17 protein-coding genes and 1 pseudogene are annotated in these 18,267 nt (G+C 69.2%); 5 read left to right on the forward strand and 13 right to left on the reverse strand.

The genetic code is table 11. From position 1 onward, the window contains the following. Positions 1 to 59 precede the first annotated feature (59 nt). Positions 60 to 1,691: a penicillin-binding transpeptidase domain-containing protein gene (locus PV721_RS15415; protein WP_319724386.1), complete on the reverse strand. Its 1,632-nt coding sequence runs from the start codon at positions 1,689 to 1,691 to the stop codon at positions 60 to 62. A 141-nt stretch (positions 1,692 to 1,832) separates the two neighbouring features. On the opposite strand from PV721_RS15415, the gene PV721_RS15420 reads away from it, so the two are divergent. The 3 genes from PV721_RS15420 to PV721_RS15430 all read left to right on the forward strand — a co-directional run bounded on the left by PV721_RS15420 (position 1,833) and on the right by PV721_RS15430 (position 3,783). Continuing rightward, the gene (locus tag PV721_RS15420) at positions 1,833 to 2,528 is read left to right on the forward strand and encodes a histone deacetylase (RefSeq protein WP_319724388.1); all 696 of its coding nucleotides are present in this window, start codon (positions 1,833 to 1,835) and stop codon (positions 2,526 to 2,528) included. A 189-nt stretch (positions 2,529 to 2,717) separates the two neighbouring features. After that, positions 2,718 to 2,990, forward strand: a complete 273-nt coding sequence (locus PV721_RS15425; protein ID WP_319724390.1) for a hypothetical protein — start codon at positions 2,718 to 2,720, stop codon at positions 2,988 to 2,990. 517 nt (positions 2,991 to 3,507) lie between these two features. Beyond that, positions 3,508 to 3,783 carry a hypothetical protein gene (locus tag PV721_RS15430; protein WP_319724392.1) on the forward strand — a complete coding sequence of 92 codons (276 nt, stop codon included), beginning with the start codon at positions 3,508 to 3,510 and terminating at the stop codon, positions 3,781 to 3,783. Positions 3,784 to 4,300: 517 nt separating this feature from the next. Here PV721_RS15430 and PV721_RS15435 read toward each other — a convergent pair. The 10 genes and pseudogenes from PV721_RS15435 to PV721_RS15480 all read right to left on the reverse strand — a co-directional run bounded on the left by PV721_RS15435 (position 4,301) and on the right by PV721_RS15480 (position 13,312). Beyond that, positions 4,301 to 5,551, reverse strand: a complete 1,251-nt coding sequence (locus PV721_RS15435; RefSeq protein ID WP_319724394.1) for a site-specific integrase — start codon at positions 5,549 to 5,551, stop codon at positions 4,301 to 4,303. A gap of 69 nt (positions 5,552 to 5,620) precedes the next feature. Beyond that, positions 5,621 to 5,857: a helix-turn-helix domain-containing protein gene (locus PV721_RS15440; RefSeq protein WP_319724396.1), complete on the reverse strand. Its 237-nt coding sequence runs from the start codon at positions 5,855 to 5,857 to the stop codon at positions 5,621 to 5,623. 465 nt (positions 5,858 to 6,322) lie between these two features. Further along, positions 6,323 to 7,798 carry an ATP-binding protein gene (locus tag PV721_RS15445; protein WP_319724398.1) on the reverse strand — a complete coding sequence of 492 codons (1,476 nt, stop codon included), beginning with the start codon at positions 7,796 to 7,798 and terminating at the stop codon, positions 6,323 to 6,325. Positions 7,799 to 7,800: 2 nt separating this feature from the next. Then, positions 7,801 to 8,682, reverse strand: coding sequence for a DNA primase (locus tag PV721_RS15450; RefSeq protein WP_319724400.1), 882 nt, complete (start codon positions 8,680 to 8,682; stop codon positions 7,801 to 7,803). Between the two features lie 294 nt (positions 8,683 to 8,976). After that, positions 8,977 to 11,091, reverse strand: coding sequence for an FtsK/SpoIIIE domain-containing protein (locus tag PV721_RS15455; RefSeq protein WP_319724402.1), 2,115 nt, complete (start codon positions 11,089 to 11,091; stop codon positions 8,977 to 8,979). An 89-nt stretch (positions 11,092 to 11,180) separates the two neighbouring features. After that, a complete protein-coding gene (locus tag PV721_RS15460) occupies positions 11,181 to 11,375 on the reverse strand; it encodes a DUF6257 family protein (RefSeq protein WP_319724404.1) in 195 nt (64 codons plus the stop codon). 71 nt (positions 11,376 to 11,446) lie between these two features. Next, positions 11,447 to 11,827, reverse strand: a complete 381-nt coding sequence (locus tag PV721_RS15465) for a DUF6251 family protein (protein ID WP_319724406.1) — start codon at positions 11,825 to 11,827, stop codon at positions 11,447 to 11,449. Between the two features lie 12 nt (positions 11,828 to 11,839). After that, a pseudogene (locus PV721_RS15470) lies at positions 11,840 to 12,210 on the reverse strand (RRQRL motif-containing zinc-binding protein). Next, positions 12,207 to 13,046, reverse strand: coding sequence for a DUF2637 domain-containing protein (locus tag PV721_RS15475; RefSeq protein ID WP_319724409.1), 840 nt, complete (start codon positions 13,044 to 13,046; stop codon positions 12,207 to 12,209). Before PV721_RS15475 ends, PV721_RS15470 begins: the two are co-directional and overlap by 4 nt. After that, on the reverse strand, positions 13,043 to 13,312 hold the full coding sequence (locus tag PV721_RS15480; RefSeq protein ID WP_319724410.1) for a DUF6284 family protein: 270 nt from the start codon (positions 13,310 to 13,312) through the stop codon (positions 13,043 to 13,045). The genes PV721_RS15475 and PV721_RS15480 overlap by 4 nt, the downstream gene beginning before the upstream one ends. A 472-nt stretch (positions 13,313 to 13,784) precedes the next feature. On the opposite strand from PV721_RS15480, the gene PV721_RS15485 reads away from it, so the two are divergent. Together PV721_RS15485 and PV721_RS15490 are read left to right on the forward strand one after the other, a co-directional pair. Beyond that, positions 13,785 to 14,558 (forward strand): GntR family transcriptional regulator, encoded by a 774-nt coding sequence (locus PV721_RS15485; RefSeq protein ID WP_319724412.1) that lies wholly within the window; start codon positions 13,785 to 13,787, stop codon positions 14,556 to 14,558. Then, complete coding sequence (locus PV721_RS15490; protein WP_319724414.1) at positions 14,555 to 15,124, forward strand: GNAT family N-acetyltransferase; 570 nt, start codon at positions 14,555 to 14,557, stop codon at positions 15,122 to 15,124. The genes PV721_RS15485 and PV721_RS15490 overlap by 4 nt, the downstream gene beginning before the upstream one ends. Before the next feature lie 2 nt (positions 15,125 to 15,126). Here the strand turns inward: PV721_RS15490 and PV721_RS43920 are convergent, their stop codons facing one another. Both PV721_RS43920 and PV721_RS15495 read right to left on the reverse strand, forming a co-directional pair. Further along, entirely contained in the window at positions 15,127 to 15,648 is a 522-nt protein-coding gene (locus tag PV721_RS43920) for a helix-turn-helix domain-containing protein (RefSeq protein ID WP_416371108.1), read from the reverse strand. A 791-nt stretch (positions 15,649 to 16,439) separates the two neighbouring features. Continuing rightward, positions 16,440 to 18,209, reverse strand: a complete 1,770-nt coding sequence (locus tag PV721_RS15495) for a dolichyl-phosphate-mannose--protein mannosyltransferase (protein WP_416371109.1) — start codon at positions 18,207 to 18,209, stop codon at positions 16,440 to 16,442. Positions 18,210 to 18,267 lie beyond the last annotated feature (58 nt).

An 18,267-nucleotide genomic window follows, 5' to 3' on the forward strand; every position in this document is an offset into this window, starting at 1 on the left:
CTAACGCCTCCCGCGAGGAGGCGTCATCCCGCTTTCAGCACGTCGGCGGCTGGCTACGGTCAGCCGGCCTTCAGGACCTCCGCGACGATCGGGCCCGCCGTGTCGCCGCCGTGGCCGCCGCCCTCGACCATCGCCGCCGCGGCCAGGTCGCCGCGGAAGCCGGTGAACCAGCTGTCGGGGCTGCCCGCGCCGTCGACCTCCGCCGAGCCGGTCTTCGCGCCCTTGTCCGAGCCGCCCACCGAGGCCATCGCCTTCGCGCCGGTGCCGTCGCCGGTCGCCGTCATCCGCATCATGGAGGTGAGCTGCTGCTGCACCGAGGACTTCATCCGGCGCTGCGCCGTGGCGATCTTCCGACCGTCGAGGTCGGGGGAGACCAGCAGCGGCTGGCGGAAGACCCCGGTGCGCGCGGTCGCGGTGATGGACGCGACGTTCAGCGGGTTCATGGTGATCTGGCCCTGTCCGATGTATCCGGCGGCCTCCTCCGCGCCCGTGGCCACCGGGACCTTGCCGTCGGCGGAGGCGATCCCCGTCTTCCAGTCCAGGCCGATGCCGAAGACCTCCTTGGCCTCCTTCGACAGCGCGGCGTCGTCGCGCACGTCGTCGATCGGCTTGATGAAGGCGGTGTTGCAGGATTTGGCGAAGCTGGTCGCGAAGGTCGCGCCCGGCAGTGCGAAGTTCTTCAGGTTGTGGAACGTACGGCCGCCCCACGCCACGTCCTTCGTGCACTCCGCCGGCTTGTCGGCCGCGACCAGGCCGCGGTCCAGCAGCATGGCCCCCGTCACGATCTTCATCGTGGAGCCGGGGGCCCTGGCACCCCTCATGGCCGCGTTGAAGCCGTCGGTGCGGTGGTTGGCGACGGCCAGAATGTGTCCGTTGCTCGGCTGGACGGCGACCACCGAGGCCTCGGGGTACTTGGCGACGGCCTGCTCGGCCGCCGCCTGCACCTTCGCGTCCAGGTACGTCTTGAGGGTGCTCGGCTCGCCCTCGACCAGGGTCAGCAGGGTCCGCTTGGGGGCCTCCTTGAGGGCGGGCTCGATCCACACCTCGGCGCCGGGCCTGCCGCCCGCCCTGCTGCCGTAGTTCTGGCGCAGCTCGTCGAGGATCTGCCGCAGCGAGGGGTACTTCTCCGGAGACAGCTCCTCGCCGTTGCGGTCGACGGCCTTGACCGGCGGGCTCGACGCGGCGCCCGCGCGCAGCTTCCCGTCCTTCTGGAGCTGCGGGTGGATCACCGAGGGCTGCCAGTCGACCAGCGGCTTCCCGCTGCTCACCCCGCGCACGACGGTCAGCTGGGAGTCGTAGGCCAGCGGCTTGGTAGTGCCCTCGTACGTGATCTCGGCCTCGACCTTGAAGGGGACGGTGGTGCCGTTGGGCTGGCCGGGGGTGATCACGGCCTTGGACACGTACGCCTTGGTCCGGAAGTCGCCGACGGCGGTCTGCGCGGCCGCGGCGTTGTTCGTGAGGTCGGCGGCCACCCGCTCGTCCCCGGCGGCCCACGCGGCCAGGAAGGCCTTTGCGGTCGCGGCGGCCTCCTTCGTGCCGACCGGCCCGCTGCCCTTCGCCGCCTGGACGGAGGTGTCGTCGTCCTTGCCGTCACCGCTGTCCCCGACCAGGGCGTACACCCCGTATCCGGTGCCGCCGAGCATCGCGAGAAACACCCCGCCGATGATGGCACCCTTCGCTGCCCCGTTCACTGCGTCCCCTCCCCAGGAGCCAATGGTTCCCTGAACGCGTTCAAAGAACCTTTGGTGTGGACCTTACGCGGCGGAGTGGGCCATTCCGGGCGTTGTTACCGGACCGGAACATCGCGGCTGCGAAGACCGTTGAAGGAACTGATGACCCCGACACGGCTCCCGGCAGTGGAAGCGCTCGGCAGCGGCGGACCGCCGCCCGAGCGGATCTGGTACACCTCCTACGGCTCGAACATGCACCGGGGCCGGCTGGCCTGCTACCTCGCCGGAGGCACCCCGGCCTACCTGGCCGGGGGCACCCCTGCGGGCGTCGCCCGCGGCTATCCCGGGTGTCGGGATCCCCGCGCTCCGGCCCGCTCGGTGCCCGTCGAACTGCCCGGCCGCCTGTACTTCGCCACGGAGTCCGCCGTGTGGACGGGCGGCCGGGCCTTCTACGACCCGTCGGCGCAGGGCCGGCTGCGCGCGCGGGCCCACCTGGTCACCGTCCAGCAGTTCTCCGACATCGCCGCCCAGGAGATGTACCGGGAACCCGGGGCCGACATCGACCTCACCCGGGTCCTGCGCACGGGACGCGACGAGCTGGGGCCCGGCCGGTACGAGACGCTGGTCTGCTCCGGCGCCCTGGACGGCACCCCCGTGCTGACCTTCACCGCGCACTGGGCCATGCACGAGGTGGAGTGGGTCAGTCCGGCCGCCTCCTACGTGGCGCACCTGGCGGCGGGGCTGCTGGAGTCCGGGGCCTGGAAGGCGCGGTCCGTCGCCAAGTACCTCGCCCGGTGCCCCGGCGCGGCCGGCGCCTGGAACACGGACCGGATCGCAGCCCTCCTGGCCTCCCCCTGACCCGGATCCGACCTGCCCCTGCCCGCTCGGCCTGACGTGCGTGCACCGGGGCCGTGCTCTAGCGTCGAAAGGGCGAGGGTGACCGCTGCATCGAGCCGGTCGCCCCTCCGAGTGCCCGCTCTGCATCGCCGCCCCCGCCCGCGGTCCGGCGCACCCGCCGATCGCGCGACCGACCGAGAGAGCAGGTGCATGCGCATGCGTCCGTCGGCCCGTATCCCCAGCATCCTTGCCGGCCTGGCCCTCGCCGTCGGCGGCGCCGTCTTCACCGTTCCAGCCGCCCACGCGGACAGCAAGGCCTGCGAGCAGTCCCTCGCGGCGCAGAAGGTGCAGGTCACGGACGACGTCCGGCAGGCCTGCTACGAGGGCGAGATCGGCAACCAGACCAGCTGCAGCGCCAGCCTCGACGAGGCGGGCATCTCCAAGGAGGACGCGGCCAACGCCTGCCGGGTGGCCCCCCAGTAGCAAGCGCGAAGGCCCCGGCGCCGTCCGGCACCGGGGCCCTCGTCTTCGCTGTCAGACCCAGGTGTCCAGCCACATGCGGCCGCGCCAGGAGTCCATCGGGAGGGTCTGGCCCGTGTAGATCGGCCAGAAGTAGATGGAGTGTCACTCTGCATGGCCAACGCGACCCTGACCAGCGACTTTCTCGCCGATTGCGGCCGCTGGGGCACTCTCGGGCCGTGTGGGGGCCGTGATCATGCTCCGGAGAAGCTGTGGAGAGGTCAGCCCATCGACTTCCGGACTCATGCGGCTGGGGAGCATGTGCATGGCGGTCGGCCCGCCCGATCATTCGACCTCGCCCCATTAAGCGTTCCGGACCCGGAGCGGGGTCGCCCCTCTAGGTGTGTCGGCCAAAGAACGAAAAAGGTGGCCGATTGGCGCGCTTTGCATCGAACGTCAGTGCCATATTGTCCGCTCTGGAGGCGGTCGACGTACGCCGTCGATCGCCAGGCAGCAACCGCCTACAGAGAGGGATCGTGGCATGCAGAAGAAATTGCGCGCGCTCATCATGGGAGCCACGGCTCTCACCGCCAGCTTCGCATTGGCTGGCACTGCCACGGCCGCAGGGCCGAACTGCGGTGTCTACAAGGAGTATTCCGACAACTACTGTGACAGCATCCCGGGCTGGGAGAAGGAACTGTGCCGTTCCAAAACCTTCTCGGCCTACCAGGCGTGTTTCACGATCACGGCCAACGAACGCCTCACCGCCATGGAGAAGCAGCGGCTGGTCTCCCGGCTGGAATGGCCGGGGCGCTGACCTGACGAGACTCACTGGATGCCCCGCGGCTGAATAGAGCCTCGGGGCTATTCCACGCGACGACCGTAGCGACCACCCGTTACGGCCCTGACAACGGCCCAGAAGTGTCGGTTCAACGCCCGCCTGTGCCGTCGCACCTTCGCGCGGATGGGTGGGGCGCCGGGGCACTGCTCCTCGTAGTGAAATTGTTCGTGGGGCGCCCTTAGGTGCCAGGGGCAGACACGTACAGATTCGTCTGTCGTCGCTGCTCCGCCGCAGATGGCCTTCGGGCAGGTGCATCCGGGGCCTGCCTCGGTTCCGCCAACTATGAAGGCATGCATGACGGGTATCTGCCGATCTTCCACTGCTCCCCCTAGCCAAAGGCACGTCGAAGCTACCAGTTAGCGTGCCAGTGCGTACCGCCAACTGAGATCCGTTCATAGGCGGCGTACAAGCAACTAGCCGACCAGTCATTCCTTTGTTCGTGGAACAGGCAGCCCAGACCCGTGGTTTCCCGCCGACCAGGGACGCCGTGACGCTATTGGCTGGTCTGATCACGTTCCGGAGCGGCTGTGAACAGGCCGTCCACGGCCTTCCGGGTCCGGCCCTCGCTGCTGGGCATCAGATGCGTGTACGTCCGCAGCGTGAAGCCCGGGTCGGCATGACCGAGGTACTGACTCAGGGCCCGGATGTTCTCGCCGGCGTCCAGCAGGACGGACGCGTAGAAGTGCCGCAGGGCGTGCATGCCGTGCTGAGGCGCGGAGGCGTACCGCTCGCCATCGCCGGCTGGCGGGATGATGCCCGCGACCGCGAGGGCGGGCTTCCACATGTGGTCGTTGAAATTGCTGACCCGGACGAAGCTTCCGCGCAGGCCGGGAAAGACGAGCGACTTCGTCACGGGCGGGCCGTCCGGCGTCCGCCAGGGCAGGGTGACCGTCACGGCGGGGTGGAGCTTGGAGTGCCCGCGCAGTGCCGCTGCAACGGACCTGGGCAGCGGCACGGATCGCGCCTTGGCGCCCTTCGGAGGGGCGAAGACGTACTTTCCGCGGATTCGCTTGAGCTGGTGCTCCACACGGAGCCACTCGCCCTCGTAGTCGATCTCGTCCTCGGACAGCCCGAACACCTCGCCCTGTCGCAGGCCGCACCCGCTGGCGATGTCGACGGTGGTCCGCAGATGCCGGGGCAGGGCGGCCCGCACCGCCAGCACCTGCGCCGTGGTCCACGGGGTAACGCGTGGCGGAGCGGGCCTGGGTACCTGCACGGACCGGGCCCGGCACGGGTTCTTGGCCAGGAGCCCGTCATCCACGGCGGCGGCGAATGCGGCGTTGACCGTGCCGAAGATGATCCGGCGGTGCGAGGAGGCAGAGACGTTTTCCTCCAGCTCACCCAGCCAGGTCCGGATGTGGCCCGGCTGAAACGACGGCATGGGGCGGGTACCGATGTACGGATAGGCGTGAAGCCTCAGCCGCCGCTCCGCCGCCTCGCGGCTGTTGATTTCCGTCGTGTGGGTCTTCACCCACTTCTCCGCGAACTGCCGGAAGGTGATTCGGTTGGCACGCGGATCCACGTACTGACCGCGGGACATGTCGGCGGCGGTCTCGTTCAGCCACAGCTCGGCGAGACGCTTCTGCTTGTCCGGGAACGACTTGCTCTTCTCGGTGCCGTCGGGCCCGACGTACCGGGCGCGGTAGCGCGCGCCGCTGCCGTATCGCTCGGTCTTGACTCGCCGGGCCTTGCCGTCGGGCCCGGTCTCGGTCTTGTACCAGCGGTCTTGGATGTGGCCTGCCACGTGAGGGCCTTTCTGGGGAAGCGCTGAGGGCGGGCCCTGTTGGGCCCGCCCTCGTGATCGGGTGGTGGGTTAGGCGGCTTGGCTGAGGTCCGCGCGCTTCTGCTCGGCGATCCAGGCGTAGACGTCAGCGGGGTCGTAGCGGAGGTGTTTGCCGACGCGGAATCCAGGTGGACCGGTGCGCTTCTTGCGCCACTGGTAGAGGGTCTCTACGGGAACGTCGAAGAGTTCGGCGACGTCGTCGGGATTCAGGTATCGGTCGGGGAGGCCGGCGCGCAGGATGGCGCAGGGGTCGCTCTGGGCGGGCATTGCTCCTCCGGCGGGTTGGGTGGGGCCCGTGTCTGTCCGACGTACGGATTTCTGCGTCACCGCGTCACTTACGTCATTCGCGCGTCTGACCTGCGGTTTTGGGTGACGTAGGGGGTAGGCGTGTGTCACCGGCCTGCGTCACCTGTGTCATCGGGCGACGCACACCGGTGACGCAGGTGACGCGGGATGACGCAGCCGTGGGCTGTCTGCGTCACCCGTGTATCCGCAGGTCACGGGCGGTTTGCAGGTTGCTGGTGACGCGGGTGACGCAGCGTCTCTTCTCTTAGGAAAAAGAGAGGGGTGCTTTCTGTTGTGGTGCGGTGCGTCTTCAAGAGCGAAGAAGGGGCCGCTGCGCGGCACGACCCTTGAGGCGGCGGCAAGCCGCCGGACAAGCAAGAAGAGCACGCCCGGCGTCCGGGGCCGGGTGCTCTTCTTGCCTGTGCGGGGGCCGCGTGTTCGCGCGGGTTAGAACGCTGCCTCCTGCTCATGAGGCGCCGGGACGGCAGGCCGGGTCATCTCGATGTAGCGGGCGGTTTTGGTGCGGCCCCAGTCGACGAGGACGCCGCGCGAGGCGAGGGTGGGCTGGAGCCGCTTAAGGCGGTCGGAGAGTACCTTGCCCGTGGTGGGCCACCCCTTGGGCAGGGGCCGGGAGTCCTCGCCGGTGTAGAGCTGGGTGAGGGCGTGCAGCCACTCGGCGGAAGTCATCCGCACCTCCTCGCCCGGGTCGAGGCCGGCGGCGTGCTTGAGGACGGTCTGGGCGAGTAGGTCGCCCTCGATCACGTCGTCGTTGAGGTCGTCCAGGCTCGCCCGATAAGCGGTCAAGGATCCGAGTCCGGTAGCCGTGTCGAGCTGGGCGCAGAGGTGGGCGAAGTCCGCCATCCGCAGATCGGTGGGAATCTCGGCCTCGGTGGCCCGCACCTTCACCGCGAGGTCCAGTAGGGAGCCGAGGATGACGGGCAACACCTGCGCGTACTCCGCCCACAACTCTGCCTCGGTCCGCCGCACACGGGGCCGTTCGAGGCGGAGGGGAAGGAGGCGTTCGGCGAGGTCGGGGCGGATGACGCCGACGTCGATGCCGGTCAGCAGGAGCGGGCGGCGGTAGCGGGAGCGGTAGACGTCTCCGTCGCTGAACAGCGCGCGCTTAATACTCTCGGCGCCGGTGACGATGCAGCACATCAGGTCAGACAGGTCCGGCGGCAAGTGCGAGAGGTTGTCCAACGCCGTGACCCATCCGGCCGCGACGGCCGTGATCAGGTTCTCCTCGTCCTTCGGCGCCCGGCGCAGGTCACCCGTCATGCCCTCGATGATCCGTACCAACATCCGCCCGCCGGTGGACTTGCCGGCGCCCTGCGGGCCGGTGAGGAACGGGGCAGGGACGGGCACGGACGGCTCCAGGCAACCGATCAGCCACGCCACGGCGAGGCACTCGCTCTCGGCGTTCGCGAAGTTGCACAGCCTCAGCAGAGCGTCGATGCCCTTACCGTCGGTGTCCTTCTCGGGGAGGGGGAGTTCCCCGGTGAGCTGAGTGCGCCGCCAGCAAACTTCGCGCGGGTCGGGGGTGAGGACGTCCCAGCCGGTGGGGTGGATACGGACGGACCGGCCGTCGTCGCGCCCCAGGTCGAGCCAGGTCGCCCCGTCGAACCCCGGGGCCACGCGGATGTGGGTGGCCTGTACGTCCTGGCTGAGCGCGAGTGCTTCGATCAAGTCCAATGCCTCCTTGAGAGCGGAGCCGTTGAAGGAGCCGAGCCCGTCGTTGAACAGGCCGACCATGAGTTCCTGTCGGTGGCTGCCGGTGGTGCCCTGGGAGCGGATCGGGCGGGCGACGGGGTGGCCGTTCTTTTGGGCGTACACGGTGCCTTCGGTGGTGCGGAAGTACCGGAAGTGGGCCTGCGCGTAGTCGGTGATGATCTGCCGTGCCGGGTTCTTCTCGTCCTCGGGCATCGCTACATCCCCAGCTTCATGCGGGCGTTGGTCCAGGCGATCTCGCAGTGCCGCAACGACTCGCCCTTGGCCTGCGCGGCGGTGAACAGCCGCCCAATGTGCGCCTCGGTGAGGCAGCCGCACCAGCCGTGCGCGGACAACACCGCGAGGAACGTCCGGTACACGGTGGCGTGGACCGCGCTGGCAGCCTCCGTGATGCGCTGCTCGCCCATGGCGATACCGCGCTCCAGGTAGGCGGGCGAGCGGTGGCGACACACCGCATCCCCGGACGGCGCGGGCACCACGGCGGCGGATGCCGACGCGGCCAGGGTGGCTTCCTTCACGGCGAGCGCGCGCACGGCATCGGGCAGCGGCGCCGTCCGTCCCGTGCCGGGCCCGAGCCAGCGGGCATAAGACAGCGCGGACTTGATGTCCACGCCGGGCCGGACTCCGTTGTGGGAGGTCATGGTGCCGAGGTAGATCCAGTGCTCCCCCCGGGTCGTGGCCACGGTCTTGGTGGCGGGGAGGTTCTCGCGGGCCCACGCGATCGCGTCGGCGTCGTCGAGGTCCACGACGGTGAGCGCGCCGCCGCCGGGGTGGTAGGCGACGGCCGCAGCCTGCCTCCACGCAGCGGCCCACGCGGGCGAGGTGAGGATGTCCGGGTCGGTAGTGGCGGCGCCCCAGCCGTGGCAGGGGGCGGGGCACTCGCACGGTCCGCCGGCCTTCATGTGCGGCCGGTCCCCGCACGCCGAGCGGGTGCAGGCGCGGCAGTTCCCGAACGGCAGCTTGCCCGCCCGCAACGGCATCGCGGGCAGGCCCAGTTCAGCGAGCTGAAGCGCGGTACGCAGGTGAGCGGGTAAGGCCACTCGGGCGTGGTCTCGCGGGATGTCGGTGGTGTGGGTCATGCTGGTCTCTCCAGTTCTTGGCGTTCTGGACGAGAGCGGCCCCAGTCATTGGCGTGAGTGGGGGCCGCTCTCGGCATGTCGGACGGGTGAAGCGGAATCCCTGCAGCTGGCCAGTCAGGGAGGTGGGGACACCCCCTGGCAGGGTGCGTGTGGAGGGGGTTTCGGGGCGCTGGCCTGTGGCGCCTCCCTGCCTCCCTGACAGATCATTTCCGCAGGTCAACCCCAGGGAGGCAGGTCAGGGAGGCGATCAGGGAGTTCTCCCTGCCTCCCTGCCCCGGGAGGGCGCGGCTCCCTCTATTCGGCGGCGGAAGCGGAACCTTCGTCCGGCCGGTTGGCGAGGACGCGGGCGACGCGGTCGCGGCCGATGACCATGCGGCCGTCGGACTTGTACGGCTCGGCGCCGGTGCCGTCGAGGACGCGCTTGAGGTCGATGAACGACCAGCCGCCGTACGCGCGCTCGTTCAGTGAGGCGAGCCGCTTCAGCACGTCTTGCGTGAGCACGCGCGGTGCGTCGCCCAGCACGGACATGATGTCCGCGAGCGGGTCGGCGGCCGGGGCGTGGTCGATGGCGTGCGCGGTGATGACCCCGTCGCGCAGGGCCTTCGCCCGCTCGGCGACCTCGGCAGCCTGCTCGGTGTCGATGTAGTGCGTGCGCACGGTGATGGAGGCCTGCCCGGCCGGGATGGCGATGCCATCCGAGGCGACAACGACGGTTCCCTTGTCGAGACCCTGCCGCAGGAGGTGCGGGGCGGCGCCGCCATCGACCGCCTTGTCGCCGAGGGCCATGCGGGCTTGCGACTCGGTGCCGAGGACGAGGGAGACGCGGGTGTGGGCGCCTTCCCGGACGAGCTTGGGAAGGTTCTGGTCGGTGGGGTCCTGCGTTCCTTCCCACAGGACGACGTCCACGGCCCGGCCCTGGTTGTGAATCTTGCGGACGGCCATGAAGTACCGGGAGGTGGCCTTCGAGCCGCCGTAGGGCCGCTTGTCGTCGCCGACGGCCGGGCACATGAACGCGACCTGCGCTTCGTCCACGATCCCGACGAGCGGCGGGAACACGGTGCCGGGCGGCGCCTGGATGCGCCGTTCCATCTCCGCGACCAGCCCTTCGACCATCTCGGTCGCCTCGATGACGTGCTCGTCGGTCGGCCCCTGGATCAGGGTGGTGGCGAGGCCGTCGAACATGCCCCAGTCGCCGACGCCCTTGAGGTCGGCGATCCGGAACTCCACCGTCTTGTCGAGGGCCAGCCACAGGGCCAGCGCGCGCAGGGCAGCGGTCTTGCCCTGGTTGGAGAGACCCGTGATCAGGACCATGCGCTGGTACAGGCTCAGCGTCGCCGCGTCGCCGCGCAGGTCCTGGCCCCACGGGGCCTTGCCGGTCTTGTAGTTCGCGGTCGCGGTCTCGTCGGTGACCAGCGGGGACGGGCCGATCGGCTCATCCAGGGCGCCGGAGTCGGCGATCCACAGCCGCACCGTGCGGGCGGCGGTCGGGATGGTGATGAAGACTTCGTGCTCGTGGCGGGCGAGGTTCTCGGCGAGCTTGCGGCGCCGCTTCTGTACCTCCTCCGTCGAGACGCCGGAGGGGAGCGTGACGTCGACTTCCACGCCGCATCCGGCGATACGGATCGGGCTGAGCATCGCGGCGCCGGCGTCGCCCATCTCCTTGATGGCGCCCCGGAGCGGTGCGATACCCAGGTCCCGCAGCGCAGTGACCACTATGGACGGGGTGATGGGTGCTCCGGCGGTGTCGCGCTGCCGGACGGGGAGCGTCCACTGGGGTGCGGTCTGCTGGCGGCGGCCGACTCCCCACAGGGCCAGTAAGGCCAGCCACGGCCCGACCGTGAGCGCGGGCCCCCACACCACGGTGGCCACCACGACGATCCAGCGGATCGCCTCGATCACGGCGCCGATCGGGCCGACGACGCAGGTGATGTCCTTGTTGGCGATGGCCAGCACGATCCCGAGCAGGAGCAGCCCGCCGACCGTGAGGCCGGTCCCGTAGAGGGCGCTCTTGGCGAGGTCGGGGGCGGAGCGGAGCAGGTCCATACGCCGGTGGTGGCGGCCGGCGCGGAATCGCTGCAGCCGGTCTTCCCACTGCTTGGCTTCCTCGAAGTTCCCGCCTGCCTCGGCGGCGCGGATCATCCGCTCGTACCGGGACGCGGTCCGGCCGTCCCACGTCCGCTTGGCCGTGATCCGGGTCCCGCCGATGACGTACATGCCGTGTCGGGCCACCAGCCGTGCCGCCGCACGGGTCTGCTCGCTGGTGACGGCCGCACGCAGGCCCCGCCCGGTCCGGCGCCACACCCGCACCGGGCGCACGGCGTCGTGTGCGGTCGGTGCGGGGGCAGCCGCGGGGATCGTGTCGGGGGTGTTCAGGGGGTCTTTGAACAGGGGGACGACGTTGTCGGTCATGCTGAGAACTCCTGCTCTCGCTGACAAGCGGGTGGGTAGGGCCCGGGGCGGCCTGATTCCTTGGCCGGGACGGCCGCCCCGGGGCACAGCTACTTACGGTTCTTGCGGTCCTCGGCGGTCTGGCGCTCTTCGCGTTCGCGGGCGCCGTCGATGATTCGCTCGACCTTGCGCTCCAGGTCGCTCAGGTGGACGGTCTCTCCGGCGATGCCGCGCTTGGCCATCCGGGCCATGTACCAGCCGATCTGCGCGGTTTCCTTGGCAGTGAACTTCGGGTCCTTCGCCATGACGCTCCCTCCGGGGCCGGTCTGTCCGGCTCCCCTCACCACCCGCACGGGGCGGGTGGATCGGGCAGCCGTCAGCCGCGCCGGCGGCGGGCCTTGCGCACGTTCTTCACGGCTGATGCGGCATCGGGGCTGCCGACGGACTTCACGACCGTGTGGACACACCAGCCGAGGACCAGGGCGAGGACGGCGAGCATCGCGATGTTGGCCGCGATCGCGGTCAGCGCACCGACGAGGAGGGGGCCGAAGTACACGCCGGCGGCGACCGCTCCGGCGCCAACCCCGGAGCCGAGCGCGATGCGCTGGACGGTCTTGTCCGGGGCGGCTTGGTGGATGTGTTGGTGCACGACCTGCGGCCCGGTGTAGGTGGCGGGCAGGTTCTCGGCGTAGACGTGGGTGCCGTCCGGGAGTTGCACGATGCCGGACGGTCGGGCGGGTTCGGGCAGGTGGTTCACGGTCATCTCCCTTCAGGAGGCTTCGGGGTGGGCGCAGGGGACGCACATGCCGAGCGAGGCCGGGATGACGTATCCGGCGTCGCGCCGGCATTCGGGGCAGGTGCGGCGGGCCGTGTTGGCCTTGGCGAGCGCGGCGGCCTTGGCCGGGGTCATCGGCCGGACTGGCTTCGCCTGGTCCACGCGGTACAGGAACGCGGTCAGCGGGCCACGCCGAAACGCGGCCGGAGCACCTGCCCGGCGATGTCCTGACCCCCAGGACGCAGGCCCAAGGCCCGTAACTGCCGGCGAGTGGCGAGCCCGTCCGGGGCGAGGCGCCACGGGAAGGTGGGCAGGCCGTGGACTCTTCCAGCCGGATCGAAGCAGTCGGCGAACCTGAGGCTCATCCGGCCACCGCTGCCGCGTTGTCCCGCTCGCGCTCCGCCTTCAACGTCTCACGCACAACCCGGGCCTTCGCCGGAGATGTGCGTAGGGCCTTGCGGATGCCCTCGCCGGTCAGCTTCTCGATCGGCCACGACTCCGTCAGGCTCCGCGCCTCCGCCAGCAACTCGATATCCGTCCGGGTCGGTCGGGTCGATCGAGCGGCCTGCGGAACTCGGCCCGTCGCTCGACGCGGACGCACCGCCTCGGCCGCCACGGCAAGCTGCGGCCGGGCCTCGATCGGTTCGACCACCGGGACAGGTGAAGAGTCCACCTCCACTCCCGGGGCCGTCTCCTCGACAACCGGTTCGCCCTGGTCAGACATCGACCGATTTACATCGATCTGATCCGATTCTTGCTCGCCCGACTCGATCGTCGGCCGGTGGTGGAGGACTTTGGCAACGAGGTCGGAGCCGAAGTAGATCGACCCGACAGGGAGCGACGTCGCCAGAAGCACGAGCGCCCAGTTCGTGTAGTCCCCGTCCGCCAGTCGACTCCAGCCGATCGACGCGCCGTGCAGCTCGGGCAGCAGCCCGTGCACGTAGTTCAGGACCAGCGACGCGAGCGTGTACGCGGCCAGCACCCGCAGGGCGAACCTGCGCGCATCACCGGTCAGCGTGAGCGCGGCCACCAGGGCCAGGGCCATCAAGCCGTCGACCACGAACGGGTACAGCGTCGCCGCCGTCCCGTCCGCGCCGATCGCCTTGGCCACGTCCCGCAGGGCGTTCCAGGAGACGCGGAAGGCCATGGCGACCACGGCGACCAGGGCGAGGACGAGCGCGGTCTTCGCCTTGCGGTTCATGCCGCGCCACCCGAGGACGGAAGATGGGCGGCCCGGTTCTCCAGCACGGTCCTGGCGGCCAGCACCTGCCGGCGCGCCCGCCGGAGCCGCTGCTCGTCCACCTCGGTGGGCATCCGGTCCAGCGTCATGATCTGCGCGTCCAGCAGGTCGCGTTCCGCCAGGATCAGCGGCAACTCGATCTCGATCGCTTCTAACTCCGCGTCCGACGGCTCAAGGCGGTCGGACCACGGGGTAACGAGGTTCTGAAGTGCAGCGATGAACTCCACGGGTCTTGCTCCTTCGGTAGAGGAACGGGACCCAACAGCAGCCCCCAGCGTTCCCGCGCCGGGGGCTGCGCTGTGTTGGGGATGGAGCGGATGACCGGCTCCCCTCAACCCCGCCCGTGCGAGACGGACAGGGGAGGCAACCGGCCGCACCGAAGACGGCGCGGAAGGCTGAGCAGTGCGTATGTCTCCTTCAGGTCTGGGACCTGGCGAAGGCGTATGGAGACGTGACCTTTCGGTCTAAGCCCTCCGGTGAATGACAAGGCGCCGGGTCGCCTCCCCCCGTCCGCCGCGGGGCTCCTGGTCGTACGTGTGCTTGGAACGCGCAGGTCAGGGCATACTTGATCCTGCTGCACCTCTTGCTCAACTTGTTGGTACAAGCCGATGCAGTGATGTTGCACCCACGGACAGTGAGTCGTCAAGGGATCGGGTCCACATGTACCAACAAGTTGAGCGAGTGCGTCATGATGGGGCCATGAACCAGCAGCCGAAGTACCGTCAGGTGGCTGACGCCCTCCGTCGCGAGATCGACAACGGCGTCTACCCGCCGGGGTCTCGCCTGCCGTCCGAGAGTGAGCTCTCAGCCCGGTTTGAGGCGTCGAGGAACACGGTCCGCTCGGGTCTGAACGCCCTGGTCAGCGAGGGGCTGATCTTCTCCAGCCAGGGACTCGGCTACGAGGTGCGCAAGCATGAGGTCTTCGAGCTGAACGCTTCCCGCTTCGAGAACTTGACCTTCCCGCAGAACGGCGACGCCTACAGCACGGACGTCACCAACGCCGGACGTCACCCGACCCAGACGTTTCGCGTCGAGGTGACGCCGGCGACGGACTACGTTGCCGGACGCCTCAAGGTCGATGTCGGCTCCACCACGGTCCTGCGGTTCTGTCATCGCTTCGTGGACGACGTGCCGTGGTCCACCCAGGCGACGTACTACCCCGACTGGCTTGTGCGGGAGGCGCCTCGCCTTGCCGAGCCTGGGGACATTGCAGAGGGCACGACGCGGTACCTGGCGGGCGCCGGGATTGAGCAGGTCGGCTACTTCGACGAGATCGCCACGCGCATGCCGACTCCCGATGAGTCGCGACTCCTGGATGTAGGCGCCGGCGTGCCGGTGCTGCTCTGGACCCGCACTGGGTATGCGGGCGACAAGGTTATCCGGTGCACGATCACCACCTTCCGTGGAGACCTCAACCGCATGAACTACGAGATCGGCGAGCTCCCCGACCGGATTGAGGGCGAGCGCCCGTGATCATCGAGATCGCTACCCCTGATGACCTCGCCAAGCTGCTCGCCTTCCGCGAGGAGGCGGCATCCTGGCTAAGCGGACTCGGCTCGGATCAGTGGCGTCGCCCCTATCCGGCAGACCGCCTGCTGGCCACCATCGAGGCGGGGGTGGTCTTTATGGTTCGTGACGATGGGGCGACAGCCGCGACCATCACTCTCACCTCTGAGGCGGAGGACGGGCTTTGGCTGGGTGAAGAACTCGCCGAGCCCTCGATGTTCGTGAACAAGCTGACCGTTGCCAGGACGCACGCCGGACGTAACCTCGGAGGACGGCTGCTTGATTGGGCGGGCGATAGGGCGCATCGTTCCGGCGCTTCCTGGCTCCGTCTCGACGCCTGGACGACGAACGAGAAGCTTCAGCGCTACTACCTCCGTCACGGCTTTGAGCACGTGCGCACTGTCCGGGAAGGTGGGGCGGTGAACGGCGGACCGCGTGTCTCGGGATGGCTGGCCCAGCGCCCGGCGAGGATCGACAGAGGCCACGGTCTGTTCGACAATGCGCCGGATCCCAAATCAAACTCAGTGGCGTGACATCAGGCTGACCTGCCGGGGAGCTCCGGCAGGGGTCGCGTAAACGCAAGCTGCAAGAGGATCATGTTCAGTTGTTGCGACCTATGCAACTGTTCAGAAATTGAGGCGAGCTGCTCAAGGGATTTCGATAGCCTATCCGCCATCTCGATCGTTCGACGCTGCGCCTCGATCACTTGCGCAAGAACTTCAGGATGCCTGCTTGGTGCATCCGGAGTCGCAGGGCGGTACTTTGCGTCGATAGCGGATCGTAGTAGGTGCCGCGCCTCAGCCAGCCTTCTCTCATGTAGAGGCTTCGGGCTCGACAGGTACAGGAATTTTTGAATAAATTCCCATGGGGGAATTGCGCGACCGCTGAGATATTCGGAAATCCGAGATCTTGAGTAGGCGAGCTGCTCACTCAATTCTCGCAGCGTCGTGCTGGATTGATCCATTTGGTGTCGGAGGAAGCGGGCGAGGGCATCTGCTTCCGGGGTATCTCCCCGGAGCGGACCCCATGGGCGCCCCGAAGCTGAGCCTGTACTCATGGTTCCTTGGCCTCCCCGACAGAGATTGATTTGGGCTGCGGAGCTATTGTCCGTGGTTGTTCGCCGAACAAGCAAGCCTGACCTGCGGCTTCCTGGGCGATGTGACGTGAAGTTAGCGGACAACCTCGCAGCACGGCCTACTAGTGCGGAACAGGACTGGCCGGAGGCTGATCGCCTTCCGGGCAACACGAAACCCGCTCCCCTGGCGCCAAACCGAAGAGCGGGCTCGTGGTGGTTACCGTTCAGAGGGGTCGATCATCCTTGCGGGTGATCGATCCCTTTGAGGGTCAAATACACCCTCAAAGCGGTCCCTGCTGCCCTGAGTACCAGGCGGACGCCCGGCTTGCGGAGCCAGGCCTTGAGCGCCTTCCCCTGGGTCTTGCAGCGACGTAGTGCCGAACGGGCCTTCACTGCAACCCGTGATCGAGATCGTGCCACGGGTACCTCCCCGAGATGGAACGTCCAGCCGCCGGTTAGCAAGCTGGCCGGATCCCTGAGCCAAGCCCCGGAAATCCGGCACAAGGTCGAGAAGGCTGGTTCGGACTCTACGCGACTTTCGAGGCCCTGGGTAACGTCCATGTGACTGTGCGTATCTGCCCTCGCGTAGATGCATGAGCCGCAGATAGACAGGGTGAACGTTGGGCGCCTGACTCGTGCCGACAGGGTCATCTACCCAGGGCCGCTGGGGCCGTCTGGGGGCCGTCGAGGGGCGGCCCAGGACGGCCAGCGACCACCAGCAACAACCACGACGGGCCCGGCACCATCAGGTGCCGGGCCCGTCGTTTTCGCTGCTAGACCCAGGTGTCCAGCCACATGCGGCCGCGCCAGGAGTCCATCGGGAGGGTCTGGCCCGTGTAGATCGGCCAGAAGTAGATGAAGTTCCACACGATCAGCAGGACCAGTACCCCCGCCCCGATCGCGCCCAGCGCGCGCCGTCGTTCTGACGAGCCCGCAGGGCCCAGCAGGGCGCCGATCATCATCGCCACCGCCAGGCAGAGGTACGGGACGAAGACCACCGCGTAGAAGTAGAAGATCGTCCGCTCCTGGTAGTTGAACCAGGGCAGCAGACCCGCGGCCACCGCGCACGCGATCGCGCCCGCCCGCCAGTCGCGGCGGAAGAACCACCGCCACAGCACGTACAGCAGCGCGAAGCAGCCCGCCCACCACAGCAGCGGGGTGCCCAGCGCCAGCACCTCGCGGGCGCACTTGCCCGCCTCGGTCGCCGGGCAGCCGTCGGTGCCCGGCTCGGGGGACTCGTAGAAATAGGAGACGGGCCGGCCGAGGACCAGCCAGCTCCACGGGTTCGACTCGTAGGTGTGCCCCGAGGTCAGCCCGACGTGGAACTTGTAGACCTCGGTCTCGTAGTGCCACAGGCTGCGCAGCCACTCCGGCAGGAACGACAGCGCGCTGTTCTGATCGTTCTTGGCCGCCCAGTCGCGCAGGTAGCCGCCCTTGCCGTTGTCCGGGCTGAAGATCCAGCCCGACCACGAGGCCACGTACGTCACGATCGCGACCGGCACCGTGGAGACGAACGCCGGCAGCGCGTCGCGGCGCAGCATGGCCGCGTACGGGGCCCCCGCGCCCGCCGTGCGGCGCGCGGCCGCGTCCCACAGCACGGTGAGGACCCCGAAGAAGGCCAGCACGACGAAGCCGTTCCACTTCGTTCCCGCGGCCAGCCCCAGGCAGACCCCGGCCAGGATCCGGTACGGCCGCCAGCCCAGCCGCAGCGACTCGGCGATCTTCGTGTCGGGCCGGGTCCGGCCCTCCTCGTCCACCGGCAGCGCGTCCGCGAGTCTGGCCCGGGCCCGGTCCCGGTCGATGAGCAGCGCCCCGAACGCGGCCAGCACGAAGAACATCAGCACCAGGTCCAGCAGCGCGGTGCGGCTCATCACCAGGTGCAGGCCGTCCACCGCGAGCAGCGCGCCCGCCAGACATCCCAGGAAGGTCGAGCGGAAGAGGCGGCGCCCGATCCGGCACAGCATCAGCACCGACAGGGTGCCGAGCACGGCGGTCATGAACCGCCAGCCGAACGGGGTGAAGCCGAACATCCACTCGCCGAGCCCGATGACCCACTTCCCGACGGGCGGGTGCACCACGTAGCCCGGGTCCACGGGGAGCGCGACCCCGTCCGGGTTGGCGAGGATCGACTTGTCGATGTCCTTGGGCCAGCTCGCCTCGTAGCCCTGCCGGACCGTGGCCCAGGCGTCCTTGGCGTAGTACGTCTCGTCGAATATCACCGCCTTCGGGCTGCCCAGGTGCGCGAACCGCAGCACCCCGGCGACCAGCGCCACCAGCAGCGGCCCCGCCCACGCGAAGATGCGCTGCCAGATCCCCCACGTCTCGGGCGGCAGGCCGAAGGTCAGCCACAGCTGCCGGGACGGCTTGGCGTACGGGGGCACCAGCCGGGTGCGGACGTCCGCGCGCGGCGACGCGGCGGCGGCCGGCGCGTAGCCGAAGCCGCGCAGCCGGCGCAGCCAGGTGGGCGGCTCTACTTCGCGCCCCGCCGGCGAGGCGGCGGGGGCCCCGGCGGGGCTGGGCGACGGCGTCGCGGTACTGGTCACCGGCACATCGTAGGGAAGAGATCTGTGTGCGCCCCAGTGGCGGGGGCCTGACGGGGGG

Origin of the sequence: Streptomyces sp. MB09-01, assembly GCF_033794505.1 — a bacterium.
Classification (GTDB): Bacteria; Actinomycetota; Actinomycetes; order Streptomycetales; family Streptomycetaceae; genus Streptomyces.

What these genes read in the sequence shown, in the direction of transcription:
- PV721_RS15475 (WP_319724409.1), bottom strand. Translation starts at nt 13,046, where the DNA reads ATGAACCGCAAGGCGAAGACCGCGCTCGTCCTCGCCCTGGTCGCCGTG.
- PV721_RS15420 (WP_319724388.1), top strand. Translation starts at nt 1,833, where the DNA reads ATGACCCCGACACGGCTCCCGGCAGTGGAAGCGCTCGGCAGCGGCGGA.
- PV721_RS15450 (WP_319724400.1), bottom strand. Translation starts at nt 8,682, where the DNA reads ATGACCCACACCACCGACATCCCGCGAGACCACGCCCGAGTGGCCTTA.
- PV721_RS15485 (WP_319724412.1), top strand. Translation starts at nt 13,785, where the DNA reads ATGAACCAGCAGCCGAAGTACCGTCAGGTGGCTGACGCCCTCCGTCGC.
- PV721_RS15440 (WP_319724396.1), bottom strand. Translation starts at nt 5,857, where the DNA reads ATGCCCGCCCAGAGCGACCCCTGCGCCATCCTGCGCGCCGGCCTCCCC.
- PV721_RS15460 (WP_319724404.1), bottom strand. Translation starts at nt 11,375, where the DNA reads ATGGCGAAGGACCCGAAGTTCACTGCCAAGGAAACCGCGCAGATCGGC.
- PV721_RS15430 (WP_319724392.1), top strand. Translation starts at nt 3,508, where the DNA reads ATGCAGAAGAAATTGCGCGCGCTCATCATGGGAGCCACGGCTCTCACC.
- PV721_RS15455 (WP_319724402.1), bottom strand. Translation starts at nt 11,091, where the DNA reads ATGACCGACAACGTCGTCCCCCTGTTCAAAGACCCCCTGAACACCCCC.
- PV721_RS15445 (WP_319724398.1), bottom strand. Translation starts at nt 7,798, where the DNA reads ATGCCCGAGGACGAGAAGAACCCGGCACGGCAGATCATCACCGACTAC.
- PV721_RS15425 (WP_319724390.1), top strand. Translation starts at nt 2,718, where the DNA reads ATGCGCATGCGTCCGTCGGCCCGTATCCCCAGCATCCTTGCCGGCCTG.
- PV721_RS43920 (WP_416371108.1), bottom strand. Translation starts at nt 15,648, where the DNA reads ATGAGTACAGGCTCAGCTTCGGGGCGCCCATGGGGTCCGCTCCGGGGA.